The following is a 17,344-nucleotide window of genomic DNA, read 5'->3' on the forward strand; positions in this document are numbered from 1 at the left end:
GCTCACTTGGCCGCCAGGGCCTTCTCGACGTAGGTGGTGGTCACGTAGGCCGAGTAGTCGGGCTTGACCTCCTGCACCCGGCCCTGTTCCTTGAGGAACACCGCCGTGTTGGCCATCGCCTTGGCCGCGCCGCCGCCGAGCCAGGTCGGCGAGAGCTGCTCGGACAGGGTCGGGAAGCTGTAGAGCGCCATCGCCGGGCCCACGTCCTGCGGATTGGCCTTGGTCCACTTGGCCATTGCCTTGGTCTGCGGCGAGTCGGGCGTCCAGCTCTTGCCCGAGGCCTTGTACTCGTCGTTGGCACGGTTGAGCGCCTTCACGAACGCCACCATGAAGGCCTCGTTCTCGGCCGCCCACTTGGCGTTGACCACGATGCCCTCGAAGGTCGGCGCGCCGCGCTTGCCGATGCTGCCCGAGGTGGCGATCACCTTGCCGCTGGAGCGGATCTTGGAGAGCACCGGGTCCCAGATGAAGGTGGCGTCGATGTCGCCGCGCTCCCAGGCCGCCGCGATCTCGGGCGGGCGCATGTTCATCACGTTGACCTTCTTCGCGTCCACGCCGTCCATCTTCATCGCGGCCATGAGCTGGTAGTGGGCGGTGGAGACGAAGGGCGTGGCGACCTTCTTGCCCGCGAGGTCCTTGAGGCTCGCGATGCCCGAGGCATTGCGCGCCACCAGCGCCTCGGCGTCGGCGATGTCGGCCGAGATCCAGAACAGCTTGATGTCCTGCCCCTGGCTGGCCGCGGCCGTGAGCGGGCTGGAGCCGGTCTCGCCCATCTGCACGTCGCCCGAGGCCATGGCGCGGATCACGTCGCCGCCGCCCGAGAACATGCGCCAGTTGATCTTGTAGCCGGTGGCCTTCTCGACCTCGCCCGACTCCATGACCAGGCGCAGCGGGACGAGCATGTCCTGATGGGCGAAGGTGAGCTCCTTGGCCTTCTGGGCGAAGGCGGTGCCGGTGGTGGCCAGCATGAGCAGCGCTGTGGCTGCGATTGCACGGTGCAGGGATCGACGCGTGTTCATCCGGGTTCTCCTTGTCTGTTGCGGGCGGCGCTGGCCGAGGCTTCGGGGCGAGGGGTACTGTGCATGGTTGGGGGTGGGGTGCAAAGTGCCAGGGGTGGGAGGGGGGAGGTGCCAGTGGACTGGGACTTACCCTTGTTTGGTGCCTTGGGGCACGGGGGAGGTGCGCTTTTTGTTTTTGGGTTGTTTTCTTTGGTGAGGCTGTTGGCCGGGTCTCGCCCCGGCGGGCGAGTCACTTTCTTTTGCTTCGCTGTATGGACCGGGGACCTGGGTAACAGGTGTGCGCGGACATGGGAAACACGTTGTCAGGTTAAGGCTTCGTGGGGATCGATTTCAAGTCGATCTGCATGAATGGGTGGTGGCAGAACAGCACGTTGAAGCGCCCGTCGTGCGCGGGATCTGCCCGGAACGCGATGGGCAGCTTGAGCAGGCAGTTGGGTACCTTGAGCCTGTGGCCTCGGAAGTTGGCTTCCCCGTTGTGCTTGACGGCGACCACCGTGTCGCCGCGCTCGTACTCGATGGGCGGCAAGTGCTTCGGATAGGGTCTTGGGCTGACCGTATAGCGCTTGGCCGGGGTGAGCAGACCCAGCGCATCGTGCGGGCGCTCATGGTTGTAGATGCCGCGCCAGCGCTCGAAGGCTGCCTGGGCCTGGTTCAGATCGCTGAAGCTGCGTCCTGCGAGCAGCTCGGCCTTCAACGAGCGATGGAAGCGCTCGATCTTGCCGTTGGTCTGTGGGTGGTACGGCGCGCTGTGGCTGACGCGGATGCCCAGCCTGATGAGCCACACGCTCAGCTCGGACAGGCCGTGCTCGGGCTGGCGCGGAGCGCCCCAAGGCGCACCGTTGTCGGAGTTGATGCGAACCGGCAGCCCATAGCGGCTGAAGGCCTGCACCAGGTGGGGTCGAACGCTATCTATGCCCACGCTCGCACAGGCCTTCAGGGCCAGGTTGAAGCGGGAATGGTCGTCCAGCAGGGTCAGGGGATAGCAACGAGCCGTGGCCATGCCGAAGTCGCCCTTGAAGTCGATCTGCCACAAGGCGTTGGGGTGTTCGTGCTCGAAGCGATGCCAGTGTTCGCTGGCCAGGCTGGCCTCGGGCGTGATGAGCCCGTGGCGATGCAGGATGTTGGTCACGGTGCTGGGGGCGGGAACGTCGCTCATGCCCAAGTCGGCCAGTCGGCGGGCGATCTTGCGTCCGCCCCAGGTGGGATGTGCGTGGCGCAGCTCGATGACGGCCTGCTCGAGTTCGTGAGGGCTGCGCGTGGGCGAGTTCAGCGGCCGCGTGCTGCGCGGGGTACATGCCTGGGCGATACCCTGCTGCGCATAGCGCTTGAGCAGCGCATAGCCGGTCTTGGGGCTGATGCCGAATCGCCGGCACAGCTCACGCCGATTGGCTCCGTCTTGCAGGGCCAGTTCCACGAACTCTCGCTTGGTGTCCATCAGGTCTCTCGGCTGCCAGGGCATAGGGCACTTCCTCGGGCGTATCGACCCAGAAAGTGTTTCCTATGTCCGCGCACACCTGTTACCCAGGTCCCCGGTCCATACATCTCGCCAAGAGAAAGTAACCAAAGAGAAGGCGACCCCGCTGTCTGTGTCCCTCCGCTTCGCTGCGGGCAACCTGCGGTGCTCGGAGAAAGCGGGGGGCCGCAGAACTCGCTCCACTTCGTTGCGCTCAGACAGCTGCGGCCCTTATCCCGCTTTCTCCTGCGCTCCTCGGCACAGCCAGAGGGGATCAGGGTCAACGCGCCAGGGCGCGTCCTTGTGTGGGGCGGTGAGGGTGCAAAGGCCCTGGGTCTTCTTCCACCTGGGCCGAGCGAAGCGATGGCCCGACCCACCCCCTCTGGCTGCGCCGAGGAGCGCAGCGGTTCGCGGATAAGGGCTCGCAGCTGTTTGAGCGGAACGAAGTGGAGCGAGTTCTGCGAGACCCCGCGAAACGCGAGCACCGCAGGTTGCCCCGGAGCGCAGCGCAGGGGTCGCAGACAGTGGGGTCGCCTTCTTTTGCTTACTTTTCTTGGCGAGACAAGAAAAGTGAGTCGCCCGCCGGGGCGAGTCCCGGCCGACAACCTCAACAAGAAGAGCACCGTCACACAACCAAGACCGCTGGCAAACTGCCCCACACCATGCCTCAAGCCGTCATCCTCCCCGCAGAAGCGCATCACTACCCTTCCCTCCACCAGACCCTCGACACGGTGGCCCGAGAAAAAAAGTACCTGGCCCTCACCGAGGCCCCGCCCTACGACTCGACCACCGACTTCTACCGCCACCTGCGCGCCACCCACTCCCCTCACTTCGTAGCCGTAGAAAACAACCAGGTCATAGGCTGGTGCGACATCGCCCCCACCTTCGGCCAGACCCGCGCCCACGCAGGCACCCTCGGCATCGCGATGCACCCCCAGGCACGCGGCCGCGGACTCGGTCCGCAGCTGCTGCGCACCGCCATCGAAGCCGCCTGGCTCAGGGGCCTCACCCGCATCGAACTCACGGTGCGCGACGACAACCTCCCCGCCAAGGCCCTCTACGAACGCTTCGGCTTCCAGCACGAAGGCCTGCAACGCCAGGCGATGCGCGTCGACGGCATCTACCACGACGTCCACGCCATGGCCCTGCTCGCCACCGAGGCCACCGCGCCCCACTAGACTGCTCCGTACCCGACAAGAGCCCGGAGACACGACACCATGTGCAGGAGCATCAAGACCCTCTACAACTTCGAGCCGCCCGCCACCGAGCAGGAGATCCGCGCCGCGGCCCTGCAGTTCGTGCGCAAGCTCAGCGGCTTCAACGTCCCCTCGCGCGCCAACGAGGCCGCGTTCGAACGCGCCGTCGAGGAAGTCAGTGCCAGCGCCGCGCGGCTGCTCGAATCGCTGGTGACCACGGCCGAGCCGCGGGACCGCGAGATCGAGGCCGAGCGCGCCAGGGCCCGCTCGGCCGCGCGCTTCGGCACGCAGCTTTCCTGACCGCCACCGGCGCACGCGCCCGAGCCCGCCGCGTTCGGCCTTTGCCGCGCACGGTTTTTGCGCCTGCCGCGGCGCAGGTCCAAAAGGCCTTTGGTATCGTGCCTTGCAAGCCGAAACACATTCCAGAAGACGCGGACATCGACCGAATGAGAAAGACCTATATCGGAGGCTGCCACTGCGGCGCCGTGCGCTTCGAAGCCGACATCGACCTGAGCCTGGGCACGCTGCGCTGCAACTGCGCGATCTGCACCCGCACGCGCTTCTGGCCAGCCATCGTCGAGCCCGGGGCCTTCCGCCTGCTCGAGGGCGAATCCGAGCTCAGCGAGCAGATGCTCGACACCCGCAACAGCCACTACATCGTCTGCAAGCTCTGCGGCGTGCGCTCCTTCGGCGTGGGGCATTCGCCCGAGACCGGCGCCCATGCCTACGGCGTGAACGTGACCTGCCTCGACGACGTGGACCTCGACGACCTCGTCAACTCGCCGCTGCAGTACGTGGACGGCCACCGCGGCACCTGGCACGTGGCGCGCACGGCCATCGATCCCTGAGACGACGATCAACAGACAGACAGACAACCACAATCCACAGGAGACACCCTCATGCCTTTCGAACTCTGGCTCGCCTTCGTGGCCGCCTCGGCTGTGCTGCTGGTCATTCCAGGTCCGACCATCCTCACGGTGATCAGCTACTCGATGTCGCACGGCCGCCGCGCCAACGTGCCGCTGGTGGCCGCGGTGGCGCTCGGCGACTCGACCGCGCTGGTGGTGTCGCTGCTGGGCCTGGGCACGCTGCTCGCGGCCTCGGCCTTCTGGTTCAACGCGGTGAAATGGGTGGGGGGGCTGTACCTGCTGTACCTGGGCATCAAGCTGCTGCGCGCGGGCGTGTCGAGCGCCGAGATCGCGACACCGGAAGCACCCGCCTCGCGCTGGCGCCTGTTCGCCAACACCTACCTGGTGACGGCGCTCAATCCGAAGGGCATCGTGTTCTTCGTGGCCTTCCTGCCGCAGTTCATCAGCCAGAAGGCCGCGGTCGCGCCGCAGATGTGGGTGCTGGCGCTGACCTTCGTCGCGATGGCCACGCTCAACGCCACGCTCTACGCGGTGTTCGCGGGCTCGGCGCGGCGCCTCCTGTCGTCGCCGCGCGCGCAGCGCCGCTTCAACCTCGGCGGCGGCGCATTGCTGAGCGCCGCGGGCCTGTGGGCGCTGATGGCGCGCCGGCCGGCCTGATCGCTCAGTTGCGCGTCGGATCGCCGGGGCGGCGGTCGTAGCGGTTGGGCACGCCATCGCCGTCGCGATCGCGGTCGTAGCGGTTCGGCACGCCGTCGCGGTCACGGTCGCCGTAGCCGGCGCGCGGCGGCGGCGGACGGTCGTAGCCGGGGGCGACGACGCAGCCGGCCAGCACGGCCGAGGCCGACAGCACGACGGCCAGGGTGGCGAGTCTGTTGTTCTTCATGATGCATCTCTCCTTGGAATGGTTGTGGAACACCGCACCGGCTTGCCTCTGGGCGCCGCGGCGGTAGCGCATTGAAGGCCACGCAGGTCGGGCCGCGATGTCGCGATGGCTGCGCCTCGGTGAAGTCTTGTGACCGGATGTGGCCGCTGCCGCAGACTGTGAACGACCCACCCGCCTTCGGTATGGCGGCGCGCCCCGCGTCCGTGGGTAGGCGCATGCCGCGCGGCACGGGTTCGAACTTCCGTCTACATCTTTCGGCAGGACGGCAGCCCGATGCGCATGGCCGAGAATGGCTGCCGCTTTCCAGCCCCGCGCATTCCCCGCGCGCACCCCTGCCCTGATGCCGACGCCCATCGCCCTGTTTCATTCCCCCGCGCTCCCGCGCCTCACGCTGGCGCTCGCCGCGCTGATGCTGACGGCGCAGGCCGCATGGGCCGTGCCGAGCTTCGAGGAGGTGAAGCGCGACTTCCGCTCGTCCGACACCGCTGTGCTCGACCGCAACGGCGAGCTGCTGCAGCGCGTGCGCACCGACGCCAGCGTGCGGCGCGGCCAGTGGACGGCGCTGGCCGACATCTCGCCGGCCTTGCGCACGGCGATGGTGCTCAGCGAGGACCGGCGCTTCTACGAGCACAGCGGCGTCGACTGGCGCGCGGTCTCGGCCGCGGCCTGGGGCAACCTCTGGAACACGCGCACGCGCGGCGCCTCGACCATCACGATGCAGCTCTCGGGCCTGCTCGACGAGGACCTGCGGCGCGGCGGCGGCGGCCGCAGCCTGACGCAGAAGCTCGGCCAGACCGTGGCCGCGACCCAGCTCGAGCGCCAGTGGCGCAAGGACCAGATCCTCGAGGCCTACCTCAACAGCGTGCCGTTCCGCGGCGAGATCGTGGGCATCGACGCGCTCTCGCGCACGCTGTTCGGCAAGGCGCCGAGCGGCCTCGACGCGCGCGAGGCCGCCGTGGCCGCCGCGCTGGTGCGCGCGCCCAACGCGCGGCCGGCCCTGGTGGCGCAGCGCGCCTGCGAGGTGCTGCGCACCATGGAGCCGCAGCGCAAGGCCGACTGCGAGGCGCTCGACATGTTCACCAGCGCCGCGGTGCAGCGGCGCGCCTTCGAGGCCAGCGAAGGCATCGCGCCGCATGCCGCGCGGCGCGCGCTGCGCCAGGCGCGCGAGGGCCGCGAGCCCGGGCAGGAAGACACGCCGCCGGGCGAAGCCAGGGCGGCGGCGAAGGACACCGGCGACGGCAGCGTGCGCACCACGCTGCGCGCGCCGCTGCAGCGCTTCGCGCTCGGCACCCTGCAGCGGCATCTGCGCGAGCTGCGCGGCCGGCACGTGGAAGACGGCGCGCTCGTGGTGCTCGACAACGCCACCGGCGAGGTGCTGGCCTGGGTCGGTTCCTCGGGGCCGCTGAGCCAGGCGGCCGAGGTCGACGGCGTGATCGCGATGCGCCAGCCGGGCTCGACGCTCAAGCCGCTGCTCTACGGCCAGGCGATCGCCGAACGGCGGCTCACCGCGGCTTCGCTGATCGAGGACTCGTCGGCGCAGATCAACACCGCGAGCGGCCTCTACATCCCGCAGAACTACGACCGCCGCTTCAAGGGCCCGGTGTCGGCGCGCACCGCGCTCGCGGCCTCGCTCAACGTGCCGGCCGTGCGCACGCTGGTGATGGTGTCGCCCGAATCCTTCGCGCGCGGGCTGCGCGCGGCCGGCCTGCCGCTGCGCGAGAGCGGCGACTACTACGGCTACAGCCTCGCGCTCGGCAGCGCCGAGGTCACGCTGCTGTCGCTGACCAATGCCTACCGCATGCTGGCCAACGGCGGGCGCTACGGCACGACCACGCTGCTGGCGCCGGCGGCGCCCGACAAGTCGAGGAAGACCACCGCCGCCACCGCGAAGAGCCCCCCGGCGCCGGTGCTCGACCCGCGCGCCGCCTTCATCGTCGGCGACATCCTGTCCGACCCCAACGCGCGCACCCGCACCTTCGGCCTCGACAGCATCCTCTCGACCCGCTTCTGGAGCGCGGTGAAGACCGGCACCAGCAAGGACATGCGCGACAACTGGGCGGTGGGCTGGTCGCAGCGCTACACGGTCGGCGTGTGGGTCGGCAACGCGAGCGGCGAGTCGATGTGGGACGTGAGCGGCACCAGCGGCGCGGCGCCGGTCTGGGCCGAGGTCATGCGCTTCCTGCACGCGCGCGAGCCGAGCCGGGCGCCCGCGCCGCCGCCGGGCCTGGTGCGCACGCACATCGACTTCGGCCCCGGTCCCGACGGCAATGCGCTCGAGGCCGCGCGCGACGAATGGTTCGTGCAGGGCACGGAGCAGCCGCTGTTCGCGCTCGCGAACGAACCCGGCGCCGCGGGCACGGCCGCCATCGCGCGCATCACCGCGCCGGCCGACGGCACGATCATCGCGCTCGATCCCGACATCCCGCCGCTGCGCCAGCGCGTGCGCTTCGAATCGGAAGGCCGCGGCGTGCAATGGCGCATCGACGGCAAGCACTTCGCGCGCGGCAACAGCGCGCAGTGGCTGCCCTGGCCGGGCCGCCACCTGATCGAGCTGGTCGATGCGGGCGGCAAGGTGGTGGACCAGCGCCGGCTCGAGGTGCGCGGCGCGGGCGTCGTGACGAAGAGCGCCCAGCGATGAAGGCGACGACCCCGAACTTCCGGCCCGGCCTGCACCTCTGGCTCTGTCTGGTGCTGCTGTTCGCCGCGGTATTCGGCGCGCAGGCCAAACCCGTGCCCGTGCCGGCGATGAAGTCGCGCGTGATCGACCAGAACAAGACGCTCGACGCCGCGCAGGCCGAGGCGCTGCGCGAGCGCATCGCCGACATCGAGCGCGAGACCCGGGCCCAGCTCGCGGTGCTGATCGTGCCGACCACCGGCGAGGACAGCATCGAGCAATACGCCACGCGCGTGTTCGCGCAGTGGAAGCTCGGGCGCAAGGACGAGGACGACGGCGTGCTGCTGCTGGTGGCGATCCGCGACCGGCGCATGCGCATCGAGGTCGGCCGCGGCCTCGAGGGCCGCATCACCGACATCCAGGCCGCGCGCATCATCGACCAGGAGATGACGCCGCGCTTTCGCGCCGGCGATTTCGATGGCGGCCTCCATGCCGCGGTCGACGGCATCGCGCAGCTGATCCGCGGCGAGCCGATGGCCATGGCCCAGGAGCTGCCGCTGATCGATCCGGGCGAGCCCGTCGAATCGACGCCGCCCGAGCCGCGCGGATGGCACGTCACGCCCGAGGGCTGGGCCTTCTTCGCCGTGATCGGCTGGTCGGCGCTGGTCGGGCTCTGGCAGAGCCGGCAGAAGAAAAGCGCGGCCGAATTGCGCACCGACGCCGAGCAGCTCGCGCGGCGGCGCGCGCGCCAGGCGCGCAGCAACGCACGGCGCGCGACGAAGCGCGCGCGCCGCGCGCAGGCCGGCGTCGCGGCCGAGCTGGAAAGCGCCTCGGCCCTTGCCGCGGCCGCGCCCGGCAGGACGCTGCGGCGCTGGCCCTGGACCTTCGGCGCGCTCGCGGTCGCGCCGGTCGCCGCGGCCGCCACGCTCGGCGAACCGATGTTCGCGATCGCGCTCGGGATGATGCCGGTGCCGATGGGCTTCGGCATCGGCTATGGCTGCGGCCTGTGGCGCACCATGCGCCTCGTCGTCGCCGGCATCGCGCTGCTGATCGCGGGCGTGGCGGTCGTGGGCCAGCAGCTGGGCTGGGAGCGCGTGGGCTGGTCGCTGCTCGGCATGCTGGCGCTGGGCGCGGCCGTGCTGGTCGGGCTGCTGATCGTGACCGGCATGCGCAAGGCCTGGGGCAGGGGCGTACGGAGCTTCGTCACGCGCTGGATCGTGGTGTGCGTGCTGGTGGGCCTGTTCGTCGGGATGGCGCACGACGAGCTCGAGCCGCAGCTGTTCCTGCTCGTGCTGGCGGCCGTCACGGTGGTGGCGCTGCTCGTGGCCTTCTTCCCGGCCGACGGCGGCGGGGGCGGCGGGCACGGCAACGACTACGGCGACAGCGGATGGGGCAGCAGCAGTTCCTCGTCCTCCTCTTCGTACGAGTCCTCGTCCTCCTCGTCGTCGGATTCGTCGTCGTCCTCGTCGGACTCGGGCGGCTCGAGCAGCGGCGGCGGCGCCTCGGGAAGCTGGTAGCGGACCCGGGGGAACGCCCCGGCCCAAGCCCCTCCCGCCACAAGGCCTACCGACCCTCGGCCACAATTCATCCGATGATTCAATGAATTAGCGCCTCATGCTAGCCCAAGCCCCCCGCACCTCCCTGGTCGAAGCCGCCGCCAACGGCATCCGCGCCGAGATCTCCGCCGGCCGCTGGCCCGTCGGCGCGCGCATCCCCATCGAGCCGCAGCTCGCCCAGTTGCTCGGCGTGAGCCGCGGCACCGTGCGCGAGGCCGTCAAGACGCTGGTCTCGCGCGGCCTGCTCGAGGTGCGCCAGGGCTCGGGCACCTATGTGCGCTCGGGCTTCGATCCCGGCGCCAGCCTGCAGAAGCTGCGCCTGGCCAGCCTGCTCGACCAGTTCGAGGTGCGCTGCGCGCTCGAGGTGCAGGCCGCGCGGCTGGCCGCGCTGCGCCACACGCCCGAGGACCTGCGCCAGCTCCACGCCCTGCTCGACCGCCGCGGCACGCCCGCGCCCGACGACGGCGGCAAGGCCTTCATCGAGCGCGACCTCGCCTTCCACCTGGCCATCGTCGACATCGCGGGCAACCTCGCGCTCGCCGAGACGGTGCGCTTCATCGGCGGCTACATCAAGGACACGATCGCCAGCACCATGGGCACGCTGCTGCCCGAGCCCGACGACGCCGCGCACCGCGCCGTGGTCGAGGCCATCGCCAGCCGCGACCCCGAGCGCGCCGACGCCGCCGTGCGCGCCTTCATGACGCCCATGATCGCGGCCCTCGCCGCCGGCTCCGACACCCCCACCGGCGCCCCGCGCGCGCCGTCCCGTCCATGACCGCCACCAGCACCTTCCCTTCCGCCGCCACGGCCACCCTGCGCCACGCGCCCGCCGCCGAGGCCGGCCAGCTGCTGATCGACGCCGAGATCGACAGCCAGCCCGCGCCGCCGCCCACCCCGGCACCGAGCCGCGGCCGCCGCATCCTGCTGGGCGCCAGCGTGGTACTGATCGCCTTCAACCTGCGGCCGGTGTTCGCCAGCCTCTCGGTGGTGTTGCCCGAGATCGTCCGCGCCACCGGCCTGTCGGCCACCGCCGCCAGCCTGCTGACCACCCTGCCCGTGCTGTGCCTGGGCCTGTTCGCGCCGCTCGCGCCCGGCCTCGGCCGGCGCTTCGGCACCGAGCGCACGCTGCTGGGCTGCATGGCGCTGATCCTGGTCGGCACGCTGCTGCGCGGCACCGGCAACGTGCCGCTGCTGTTCCTCGCCTCGGCGATCGCCGGCAGCGGCATCGCGGTCGCCAACGTGCTGCTGTCGGGGCTGGTCAAGCGCGACTTCGCCGGACAGGCGGCGCTGATGATGGGCCTCTACACCATGGCCGTGTGCGGCGGCGCCGCGAGCGCGGCCGGTCTCACGGTACCGATCGAGCATGCGCTGGGCGGCGGCTGGACCGCGGCGCTCGCGGTCTGGGCGCTGCCGGCCGCGCTGGTCACGCTGCTGTGGGCGCCGCAGGCGCTGGCGCGCAAGCCTATCGCCAGCGAATCGGGCTTCACCGTGCGCGGCCTGTGGCGCGACCGGCTGGCCTGGCAGGTCACCTGCTTCATGGGGCTGCAGTCCGCGCTGGCCTACATCGTCATGGGCTGGCTCGCGCCGATCCTGCGCGAGCGCGGCCTGGCCAGCGACGTCGCGGGCTACGTGGTCTCGGTCTCGGTCATCACGCAGGTCGTGACCTGCCTCGTGGTCCCCGCGCTCGCGGTCCGGCTGCGCAACCAGATCGGCCTGGCGGTGGCGCTCGCGCTGCTCACCGTGGCCGCCATGCTGGCCCAGCTGTTCGCCCCGCTCGGCGGCGTGTGGGTCTGGGCCGTACTGCTGGGCATCGCGCAGGGCGGCACTTTCGCGCTGGCGCTCACCATGATCGTGCTGCGCTCGCCCGATTCGCACGTGGCGGCGCACCTGTCGGGCATGGCGCAGGGCGTGGGCTACGTCATCGCGGCCTTCGGCCCGCTGCTGGCCGGGCTGCTGCACGGCTGGACCGGCAGCTTCGGCGCCGCCTCGTGGCTGTTCGTCGCGGTCGGTGTCGCGCTGGTGATCGCGGGCATCGGCGCGGGCCGCACCCTGCACGTGGGCGCGGTCACGGTACCACGCTAGCGTGGTGCTGGCGCGACGCGGTACCCGGGTCCGCGCGCGCCTACAGCAAGAAGCTCGCGCGTCCGAAGGGCGATGGGTCCGGAGCATGAGAAACTTCGTCCCATGCCGACGGTCAGACTGCGGCCCCAAGCAGGCACCGCCCCGATCCACCCGCCTCACGGCTTCTCTTCGACGAGCGCACCATGAAGAAACTTGCCGCCCTGGCCTTGCTGGGCCTGATCCAGACCGCCCCCGCGCTGGCCCAGCGCGACATGGACGTCTATGAAGCCGACCGCCGCTACTGCGCGAGCGGCCGCTCGGGCATGGACTTCCACTCCTGCATGGACCGGCTGCGCTTCGACCGCCAGCGCGACCGCGACCGCTGGGAACGCGAGCGCTGGGAACGCAGCCGCGACGACCGCAGCCGCTGGGAATACGAACAGCGCCAGCGCTATGCCGCGCCGCCGCCCCCGCCGGTCTACCGCGGCGAACCGCCGAAGCTCAGCGACATGCAGCAGCGCGCGCTCGACAACTGCGTCCTGCTCGCACCGCGCGACCAGCCGCGGTGCCGCGCGACCGTGATGTCGACGGTGCGCTGAAAAAGCGTGCCGTTGCGCTTGCTTTCCCGCGCGCGGTGACCCCGAGGGGACCGCGCAGGCCGCCCGCGGCGGCCGTGCCGCGCTGCGCGATGCGGCGGACCGGTGCATGATGCGTCGCCGATCCATTCCATGAACGCCTCCTCCCCTCCGCAGGAAGAAGAAACCGCCGGCTCGCCCGACGGCCTCGCGCTGTCGCGCATGGTGCGCACCGAGCAGATGCTGGCGGTGCGCCGCAGCGTGCTCGCCGCGATCCCGGTCAACCTGGTGCTGAGCCTCACGGTGGCGCTGCTGGCCCACCACTCGGAGCTGACCGCGCTCGGCCTGGCCTGGCTCGCGCTCTCGCTGGCCGTCAACGTCACGCGCATCTTCGTCTGCCGCCGGCCCTTCGTGCCCGCGCCCAACGCCGACGGCACCGATCCCTCGGTCGACCACGAGCTGCGGCTGGCCTGGCTGTTCGCGCTGCTGTCGGGCTCGGTCTGGGCCCTGATCCCGATCCTCTGCGAGGGCTACACCTCGCCCGAGACCCTGTTCTACCTGACCGTGGTCTGCGGCATCTGCGCCGGCTCGGTCACCTACGGCATCGCCTACGCGCCGGTGCCGGTCAGCTTCATCACGCCGGCCCTGCTTTCCGTGATGGGCTGCCTGGTCTGGGCCGGCGGCTTCGACCGCCTGATGCTGGCCGCGATGGTGCTGGTCTATCTCGCGGCGCTGATGCGCGCGGCGCTGCAGAGCGCACGCGGCTTTCGCGAAGGCAGCCGGCTCAAGAACGAGGCCGTGTCGATGGCCGCGCGCCTGCGGCAGTCGCATGCGCTGTCACTCGAATCGACGCGCCAGCTCGCCTTCCGCGTCGCGCACGACGCGCTCACGGGCCTGCTCAACCGCGAGGGCTTCACGCAGGCCTCGAGCCTGCGCATCGATGCCGGCGGCAAGGAGCGCGAGCACGGCCTGCTGATCCTCGGCATCGACGGCTTCAAGGCCGTCAACGACGCCTTCGGCCACAAGATGGGCGACCGCGTGCTGCAGGACGTGGCGCAGTGGCTGCAGCGCGAGCTGGCCGGTCGCGACGCCATCCTGGGCCGCTGGGGCGGCGACGAGTTCGCGGCCCTGTTCGTCGCCGGGGATGGCGGCCCCTCGCCCGAGCAGGTGGCGCAGGCGCTGATCGAATCGATCGCCTCGGCCACCGCGCAGTACGGCGGCAAGCTGAGCGCGAGCGTGGGCCTGTGCGTCGAGCGCGGCGTGCCGATCGCCGACATGCTGAGCTCGGCCGACGAGGCGCTGCACGAGGCCAAGCGCGCGGGCCGCAGCCGCTGCCGCCGCTTCGACGAGGCCCTGCGCGAACGCCTGGTGACGCGGCGCGACGTGGAGCGCGACCTGCCCGCCGCGGTCGCCTCGCGCGCCATCGGCGTCTGGTACCAGCCGATCCTGGCCGACGGCGGCCGCCGGCTGCACAGCCTCGAGGCGCTGCTGCGCTGGCAGCATCCGCGCCATGGCTGGATCCCGCCCGAGGACGTGATCCGCGCGGCCGCGAGCACCGGCCTGGCCGAATCGCTGCTGCGCCACATCCTGGCCGAGATCTGCGTCGGGCTGCAGGAGCTCGCCGCGGCCGACCCGCGCTTCGAGGCCGTGCCGGTGGCGATGAACGTGTCGCCGCGCGAGATGTCGCAGCTCGCGCTCGACCGCATCGTGCTCGGCGAGATCGCGCGCCACGGCATCGGGCCGCACCGCATCCAGATCGAGATCACCGAGGAGATCGCGCTCGACACCTTCGCCGCCAGCGCGCGGCTGCATGCGCTGGCCGACGCGGGCGTGGCGATCGTGGTGGACGATTTCGGCGTCGGCTATTCCTCGCTGGCCTCGCTGCGCAGCAAGTACGTGCGGCAGGTCAAGATCGACCGCAGCTTCATCTTCGGGCTGGCCGCCTCGCCGGGCAACCGCGTGCTGGTCGAATCGGTGATCCGCCTCGGCCATTCGCTGCGCATCGACGTGGTGGCCGAGGGCGTGGAGACCGTCGAGGAGCTCGAGGCGCTCAATGCGCTCGGCTGTCCTCTGATGCAGGGCTACCACCTCGCGCGGCCCGGACCGCTCGACGTGATCGTGCCCTGGGCCCGGCGCCTGCCGGGCTGAGCCTCAGCGCGAGGCCGGGCCGCCGTGCAGCGGCAGCCGCAAGGTGAGTCCGAGCGGACCGCCCGCGTGCGAGGCCGCATAGAGCCGCCCGCCCAGGCCGGCCGCGATGCGCTCGCAGGCCCGCAGCGGCGCCGCGCCGACATCGCGCCAGTGCACCACCGCCTGCGTGCCCTCGATGCGCGCATGCACGCGCGGCGCGGCGCCCGTCGAGGCCGAGGCGGCCTGCGCAGCCACTTGCGCGAGCAGCTCGCGCAGCTCGCTCTCCACCGCCAGCACGGGTACGGCCTGCGACGGCAGTTCGACGGCGGCGCGCGGCAGCGCCGCGCCGAGCAGCGCGCGCAAGTCGTGCACCGCGCTGCGGCCGAACCGCTGCAGGGCCTCGTCGCGCGCGCGTGCCGCGGCCTCGCGCGCCCGCGCACCGTCGCGCAGGTTCGCGACCAGCAGCGAGCCCATGAGGCCGAACACGCCCGCGAAGCCGAGCCCGATGACGCTCGCGATGGCGAAGCCGAGGTTGCCGGTCTGCATGGCCATGCCGGTTTCAGCGCGGCGCGCCCGGCCGGTATTCGAGCGAGCCCGAGGGCGTGCGCTCGCAGCGGCCCGCGAGCGCGTCGCCGCGCGGGCCCGGCGGCACCGGCCGCGCGCCCTCGGGCTCGCCCTCGCACATGTCCCAGGCAGGCAGCGCGCGCGTGTTCATCGCGCCGGGCAGCGCCATGTGCAGGGGCATCGGCGGCGGCGGACCTTCGCCCCGAAAGGCCGGCGGCGGGCCGTAGGGCATGGGCGGCGGCAGCACGATGCAGCCGCCGAGGCTGGCCACGGCGAGCGCGCCGGCCAGGTGCTTGATACGCAAGGTCATGAAAGCTTCTCCTCTTCTTTTTCTGCATTCGCGCAGGACCCGCGCGCCGCGAGGCACGCGGGCGCGCGGCGGCGTCAGAACGCGTGGCGGATGCCGAAGTCGTAGCCGGTCGAGGACTTGGGCAGGCCGGTGTAGCCCACGCCCGTGCTGCCGTAGCCGGTGGTGCTGGCGGCCGTGAGGCTGCCGGTGTAGGCCGCGTCGTTGCGGTTGCTCACGCGTGCCACGGTGGCGTAGAGCGCGGTGCGCTTCGACAGGTTGTGCACGTAGCCCAGCGCGAGCTTGTTGACGCGCGGATCCTCGCCGTAGAGGCCGGTGGCGCCCTCGTTGTAGCGCACCGCCGAATACGAGGCGCGGATCAGGCCCGGGCCCACCGGCACGGTGGCGCCGATCAGGTAGCCCTTGTAGCTGTCGTGCGTGTTGGTCAAGCCGGTGTCGAACTTGTTCTGCACGTTCGAGAGCTCGCCGAACAGCTTGACCGGGCCGAAGTCGTACGAGGCGCCGAGGTTCACGGTCTGCACCTTGCGCGTGAGCGCGGTGGTGTCGACCGCCACGTTCTGGCCCGCGGCCAGCGCGACGTCGAGCGGCCCGTTGGCATAGCCGAAGCGCCCGCCGATGTAGCGGCCCGCGCTGCTGCTGGTGGCGGCCGTGAGGTCGGTGGCGCTGGTGCGCACGTTCTCGTTCAGGCTGTACTGCACCTGGCCGTAGAAGCCGCCGAGGTTGGGCGGCAGGAAGTACGCGACCATGTTGCTGGCGCGCGCATAGTTGCTGTTGCCGATGCCCGTGCTGCCGCCCACGGTGCTGATCACGTTGGTGCCCGAGCCGTTGGTGCCGAAGGGATCGAACACGGTGTCGTTCCAGAAGGTGGCCGTGTAGTCGCGGCCCAGCCGCACTTCGCCGAAGCCGCCCGAGAGGCTCACGGTGGAGCGCCGGTTGAAGTTGGCGATGCCGGTCGCGCCGTCGTCGTTGGTGATCGGTGCCTCGAGCCAGAAGCTCGCGGCCAGCCCGCCGCCCAGGTCCTCGGTGCCCCTGAAGCCGATGCGGCTGGAGTTGTAGCCCGAGTTGGCCAGGCTCCATTGGCTCTGCTTGCTGGTGATGCCGGTGATCGCGTTGCGCGAGGTGGCCGACTGGTAGCTCACGCCGGCGTCGACGACGCCGAACAGGGTGACGGACGATTGGGCACAGGCCAGGCCGGTGACGGTCAGCGCGGCCAGGGCCGTGAGGGATTTCTTCATTCAGGTTTCTCCGGTTTCGGCGCTCTTCATCGAGCGGCCGGAACGGATGCTCCCGTCCAAATTCGGAGGAATCTGGTGCATGGGGGCGAATGTTGTTTTTGCGCGCAATCCCCGATCGCTCGCCTTACCAGAAGTCTCCCAAAAGCCAGGCAATGCTCGCGCTCTGAAGGAGCCACCATGACCATCGCATTGCAAAGCAACCTCGCCGCCTCGCTCGGCGTGCAACAGCTCGCCAACGCATTCCGCCCCGCGTTCGAGCACCTGCGCATTCTTCGCAACCTGATCATCCCGATGCCCGAGGGCTGCGCGGTGCGCACCGCGCGCATCGACGCGGTGGTGGTCTGCGAGACCGGCATCTACCTGTTCGAGATCAAGGCCTGGCGCAACGCCTTCGTCTACCGCAAGAAGTCGGACCAGGCGCCGCCGCGCTGGTTCCTGCGGCTGCAGGGCTGCAACCGCGCGCGCGAGGTGAAGGACCCGGCCTGGCAGGGCGGGCGCAAGACCACGCAGCTGCGCAGTCTGCTGCCCGACGACCTGCGGCTGCAGTACTTCGTGCTGCTGCCCTGCGAGGGCGTGGAGCTCGAGGGCGTGATGCCCGCGGCCGTCATCACGCAGCAGGACCTGCCCTATATCGCGCGGCTGGTGCGCAACAACGGCCGCACCGCGCGCAGCTATCCGCTGCTCGACGCGCAGGCGGTCGAGCGCACGGTGCAGCGGCTGCTCGAGATCCAGGGCGACCTCGACCTGGAGGAGCACCTGCGCAACTGCCGCGCCTGCACCGGCCCCGGCATGCGGCCCTCGCTCGCGGCCCCGGGCTGGCTGTCCGCCAACGCCATCGGACTGCAATAAAGGAGAGAAAGTGAACTCGGCGCGGCGTCCCAAATT

At 70.9% G+C, this 17,344-nt stretch carries 17 protein-coding genes; 11 read left to right on the plus strand and 6 right to left on the minus strand.

The window, feature by feature from the left end:
- Positions 1-2: 2 nt before the first annotated feature.
- Both tauA and AC1HIL_RS27715 read right to left on the minus strand, forming a co-directional pair.
- Positions 3-1,019 (minus strand): taurine ABC transporter substrate-binding protein, encoded by a 1,017-nt coding sequence (gene tauA, locus AC1HIL_RS27710; protein WP_057595009.1) that lies wholly within the window; start codon positions 1,017-1,019, stop codon positions 3-5.
- 307 nt (positions 1,020-1,326) lie between these two features.
- Entirely contained in the window at positions 1,327-2,478 is a 1,152-nt protein-coding gene (locus AC1HIL_RS27715; protein ID WP_479670522.1) for an IS481 family transposase, read from the minus strand.
- Positions 2,479-3,134: 656 nt separating this feature from the next.
- On the opposite strand from AC1HIL_RS27715, the gene AC1HIL_RS27720 reads away from it, so the two are divergent.
- The 4 genes from AC1HIL_RS27720 to AC1HIL_RS27735 all read left to right on the plus strand — a co-directional run bounded on the left by AC1HIL_RS27720 (position 3,135) and on the right by AC1HIL_RS27735 (position 5,194).
- Positions 3,135-3,650, plus strand: coding sequence for an N-acetyltransferase family protein (locus tag AC1HIL_RS27720; protein ID WP_479670523.1), 516 nt, complete (start codon positions 3,135-3,137; stop codon positions 3,648-3,650).
- Positions 3,651-3,689: 39 nt separating this feature from the next.
- Positions 3,690-3,968: a DUF2277 domain-containing protein gene (locus AC1HIL_RS27725; protein WP_057597764.1), complete on the plus strand. Its 279-nt coding sequence runs from the start codon at positions 3,690-3,692 to the stop codon at positions 3,966-3,968.
- 146 nt (positions 3,969-4,114) lie between these two features.
- Positions 4,115-4,516 carry a GFA family protein gene (locus AC1HIL_RS27730; protein WP_057597766.1) on the plus strand — a complete coding sequence of 134 codons (402 nt, stop codon included), beginning with the start codon at positions 4,115-4,117 and terminating at the stop codon, positions 4,514-4,516.
- Between the two features lie 51 nt (positions 4,517-4,567).
- Positions 4,568-5,194, plus strand: a complete 627-nt coding sequence (locus tag AC1HIL_RS27735; protein WP_057597767.1) for a LysE family translocator — start codon at positions 4,568-4,570, stop codon at positions 5,192-5,194.
- A 4-nt stretch (positions 5,195-5,198) separates the two neighbouring features.
- On the opposite strand, the gene AC1HIL_RS27740 is transcribed toward AC1HIL_RS27735, so the two are convergent.
- Positions 5,199-5,420 carry a hypothetical protein gene (locus AC1HIL_RS27740; RefSeq protein WP_057597769.1) on the minus strand — a complete coding sequence of 74 codons (222 nt, stop codon included), beginning with the start codon at positions 5,418-5,420 and terminating at the stop codon, positions 5,199-5,201.
- Positions 5,421-5,760: 340 nt separating this feature from the next.
- On the opposite strand from AC1HIL_RS27740, the gene pbpC reads away from it, so the two are divergent.
- The 6 genes from pbpC (at position 5,761) to AC1HIL_RS27770 (ending at position 14,374) form a co-directional block, all read left to right on the plus strand.
- On the plus strand, positions 5,761-8,058 hold the full coding sequence (gene pbpC / locus AC1HIL_RS27745; RefSeq protein WP_057597771.1) for a penicillin-binding protein 1C: 2,298 nt from the start codon (positions 5,761-5,763) through the stop codon (positions 8,056-8,058).
- Positions 8,055-9,551 carry a TPM domain-containing protein gene (locus AC1HIL_RS27750; RefSeq protein WP_479670524.1) on the plus strand — a complete coding sequence of 499 codons (1,497 nt, stop codon included), beginning with the start codon at positions 8,055-8,057 and terminating at the stop codon, positions 9,549-9,551. Before pbpC ends, AC1HIL_RS27750 begins: the two co-directional genes overlap by 4 nt.
- Before the next feature lie 97 nt (positions 9,552-9,648).
- A complete protein-coding gene (locus tag AC1HIL_RS27755; RefSeq protein WP_479670525.1) occupies positions 9,649-10,365 on the plus strand; it encodes a FadR/GntR family transcriptional regulator in 717 nt (238 codons plus the stop codon).
- Positions 10,362-11,672 carry a CynX/NimT family MFS transporter gene (locus AC1HIL_RS27760; RefSeq protein ID WP_413762708.1) on the plus strand — a complete coding sequence of 437 codons (1,311 nt, stop codon included), beginning with the start codon at positions 10,362-10,364 and terminating at the stop codon, positions 11,670-11,672. The genes AC1HIL_RS27755 and AC1HIL_RS27760 overlap by 4 nt, the downstream gene beginning before the upstream one ends.
- A gap of 182 nt (positions 11,673-11,854) precedes the next feature.
- Positions 11,855-12,250, plus strand: coding sequence for a hypothetical protein (locus tag AC1HIL_RS27765; RefSeq protein ID WP_057595271.1), 396 nt, complete (start codon positions 11,855-11,857; stop codon positions 12,248-12,250).
- Between the two features lie 129 nt (positions 12,251-12,379).
- Positions 12,380-14,374, plus strand: a complete 1,995-nt coding sequence (locus AC1HIL_RS27770; RefSeq protein ID WP_422096241.1) for a putative bifunctional diguanylate cyclase/phosphodiesterase — start codon at positions 12,380-12,382, stop codon at positions 14,372-14,374.
- A 3-nt stretch (positions 14,375-14,377) separates the two neighbouring features.
- On the opposite strand, the gene AC1HIL_RS27775 is transcribed toward AC1HIL_RS27770, so the two are convergent.
- The 3 genes from AC1HIL_RS27775 to AC1HIL_RS27785 all read right to left on the minus strand — a co-directional run bounded on the left by AC1HIL_RS27775 (position 14,378) and on the right by AC1HIL_RS27785 (position 16,459).
- A complete protein-coding gene (locus AC1HIL_RS27775; protein WP_261215766.1) occupies positions 14,378-14,905 on the minus strand; it encodes an ATP-binding protein in 528 nt (175 codons plus the stop codon).
- Positions 14,906-14,912: 7 nt separating this feature from the next.
- Complete coding sequence (locus AC1HIL_RS27780) at positions 14,913-15,227, minus strand: hypothetical protein (RefSeq protein WP_057595273.1); 315 nt, start codon at positions 15,225-15,227, stop codon at positions 14,913-14,915.
- A 74-nt stretch (positions 15,228-15,301) separates the two neighbouring features.
- Positions 15,302-16,459 (minus strand): porin, encoded by a 1,158-nt coding sequence (locus AC1HIL_RS27785; RefSeq protein WP_057595274.1) that lies wholly within the window; start codon positions 16,457-16,459, stop codon positions 15,302-15,304.
- Between the two features lie 177 nt (positions 16,460-16,636).
- Here AC1HIL_RS27785 and AC1HIL_RS27790 point away from each other — a divergent pair, with 177 nt between their 5' ends.
- The gene (locus AC1HIL_RS27790; RefSeq protein ID WP_479670526.1) at positions 16,637-17,308 is read left to right on the plus strand and encodes a nuclease-related domain-containing protein; all 672 of its coding nucleotides are present in this window, start codon (positions 16,637-16,639) and stop codon (positions 17,306-17,308) included.
- Positions 17,309-17,344 lie beyond the last annotated feature (36 nt).

This window comes from Variovorax sp. ISS6 (assembly GCF_056523145.1).

Coding starts and splice junctions, on each gene's coding strand:
- AC1HIL_RS27770 (WP_422096241.1), top strand. CDS start 12,380: ATGAACGCCTCCTCCCCTCCGCAGGAAGAAGAAACCGCCGGCTCGCCC.
- AC1HIL_RS27760 (WP_413762708.1), top strand. CDS start 10,362: ATGACCGCCACCAGCACCTTCCCTTCCGCCGCCACGGCCACCCTGCGC.
- AC1HIL_RS27715 (WP_479670522.1), bottom strand. CDS start 2,478: ATGCCCTGGCAGCCGAGAGACCTGATGGACACCAAGCGAGAGTTCGTG.
- pbpC (WP_057597771.1), top strand. CDS start 5,761: ATGCCGACGCCCATCGCCCTGTTTCATTCCCCCGCGCTCCCGCGCCTC.
- AC1HIL_RS27790 (WP_479670526.1), top strand. CDS start 16,637: ATGACCATCGCATTGCAAAGCAACCTCGCCGCCTCGCTCGGCGTGCAA.
- AC1HIL_RS27755 (WP_479670525.1), top strand. CDS start 9,649: ATGCTAGCCCAAGCCCCCCGCACCTCCCTGGTCGAAGCCGCCGCCAAC.
- AC1HIL_RS27730 (WP_057597766.1), top strand. CDS start 4,115: ATGAGAAAGACCTATATCGGAGGCTGCCACTGCGGCGCCGTGCGCTTC.
- AC1HIL_RS27765 (WP_057595271.1), top strand. CDS start 11,855: ATGAAGAAACTTGCCGCCCTGGCCTTGCTGGGCCTGATCCAGACCGCC.
- AC1HIL_RS27720 (WP_479670523.1), top strand. CDS start 3,135: ATGCCTCAAGCCGTCATCCTCCCCGCAGAAGCGCATCACTACCCTTCC.
- AC1HIL_RS27780 (WP_057595273.1), bottom strand. CDS start 15,227: ATGACCTTGCGTATCAAGCACCTGGCCGGCGCGCTCGCCGTGGCCAGC.
- AC1HIL_RS27750 (WP_479670524.1), top strand. CDS start 8,055: ATGAAGGCGACGACCCCGAACTTCCGGCCCGGCCTGCACCTCTGGCTC.
- AC1HIL_RS27775 (WP_261215766.1), bottom strand. CDS start 14,905: ATGGCCATGCAGACCGGCAACCTCGGCTTCGCCATCGCGAGCGTCATC.
- AC1HIL_RS27785 (WP_057595274.1), bottom strand. CDS start 16,459: ATGAAGAAATCCCTCACGGCCCTGGCCGCGCTGACCGTCACCGGCCTG.
- tauA (WP_057595009.1), bottom strand. CDS start 1,019: ATGAACACGCGTCGATCCCTGCACCGTGCAATCGCAGCCACAGCGCTG.
- AC1HIL_RS27735 (WP_057597767.1), top strand. CDS start 4,568: ATGCCTTTCGAACTCTGGCTCGCCTTCGTGGCCGCCTCGGCTGTGCTG.
- AC1HIL_RS27740 (WP_057597769.1), bottom strand. CDS start 5,420: ATGAAGAACAACAGACTCGCCACCCTGGCCGTCGTGCTGTCGGCCTCG.
- AC1HIL_RS27725 (WP_057597764.1), top strand. CDS start 3,690: ATGTGCAGGAGCATCAAGACCCTCTACAACTTCGAGCCGCCCGCCACC.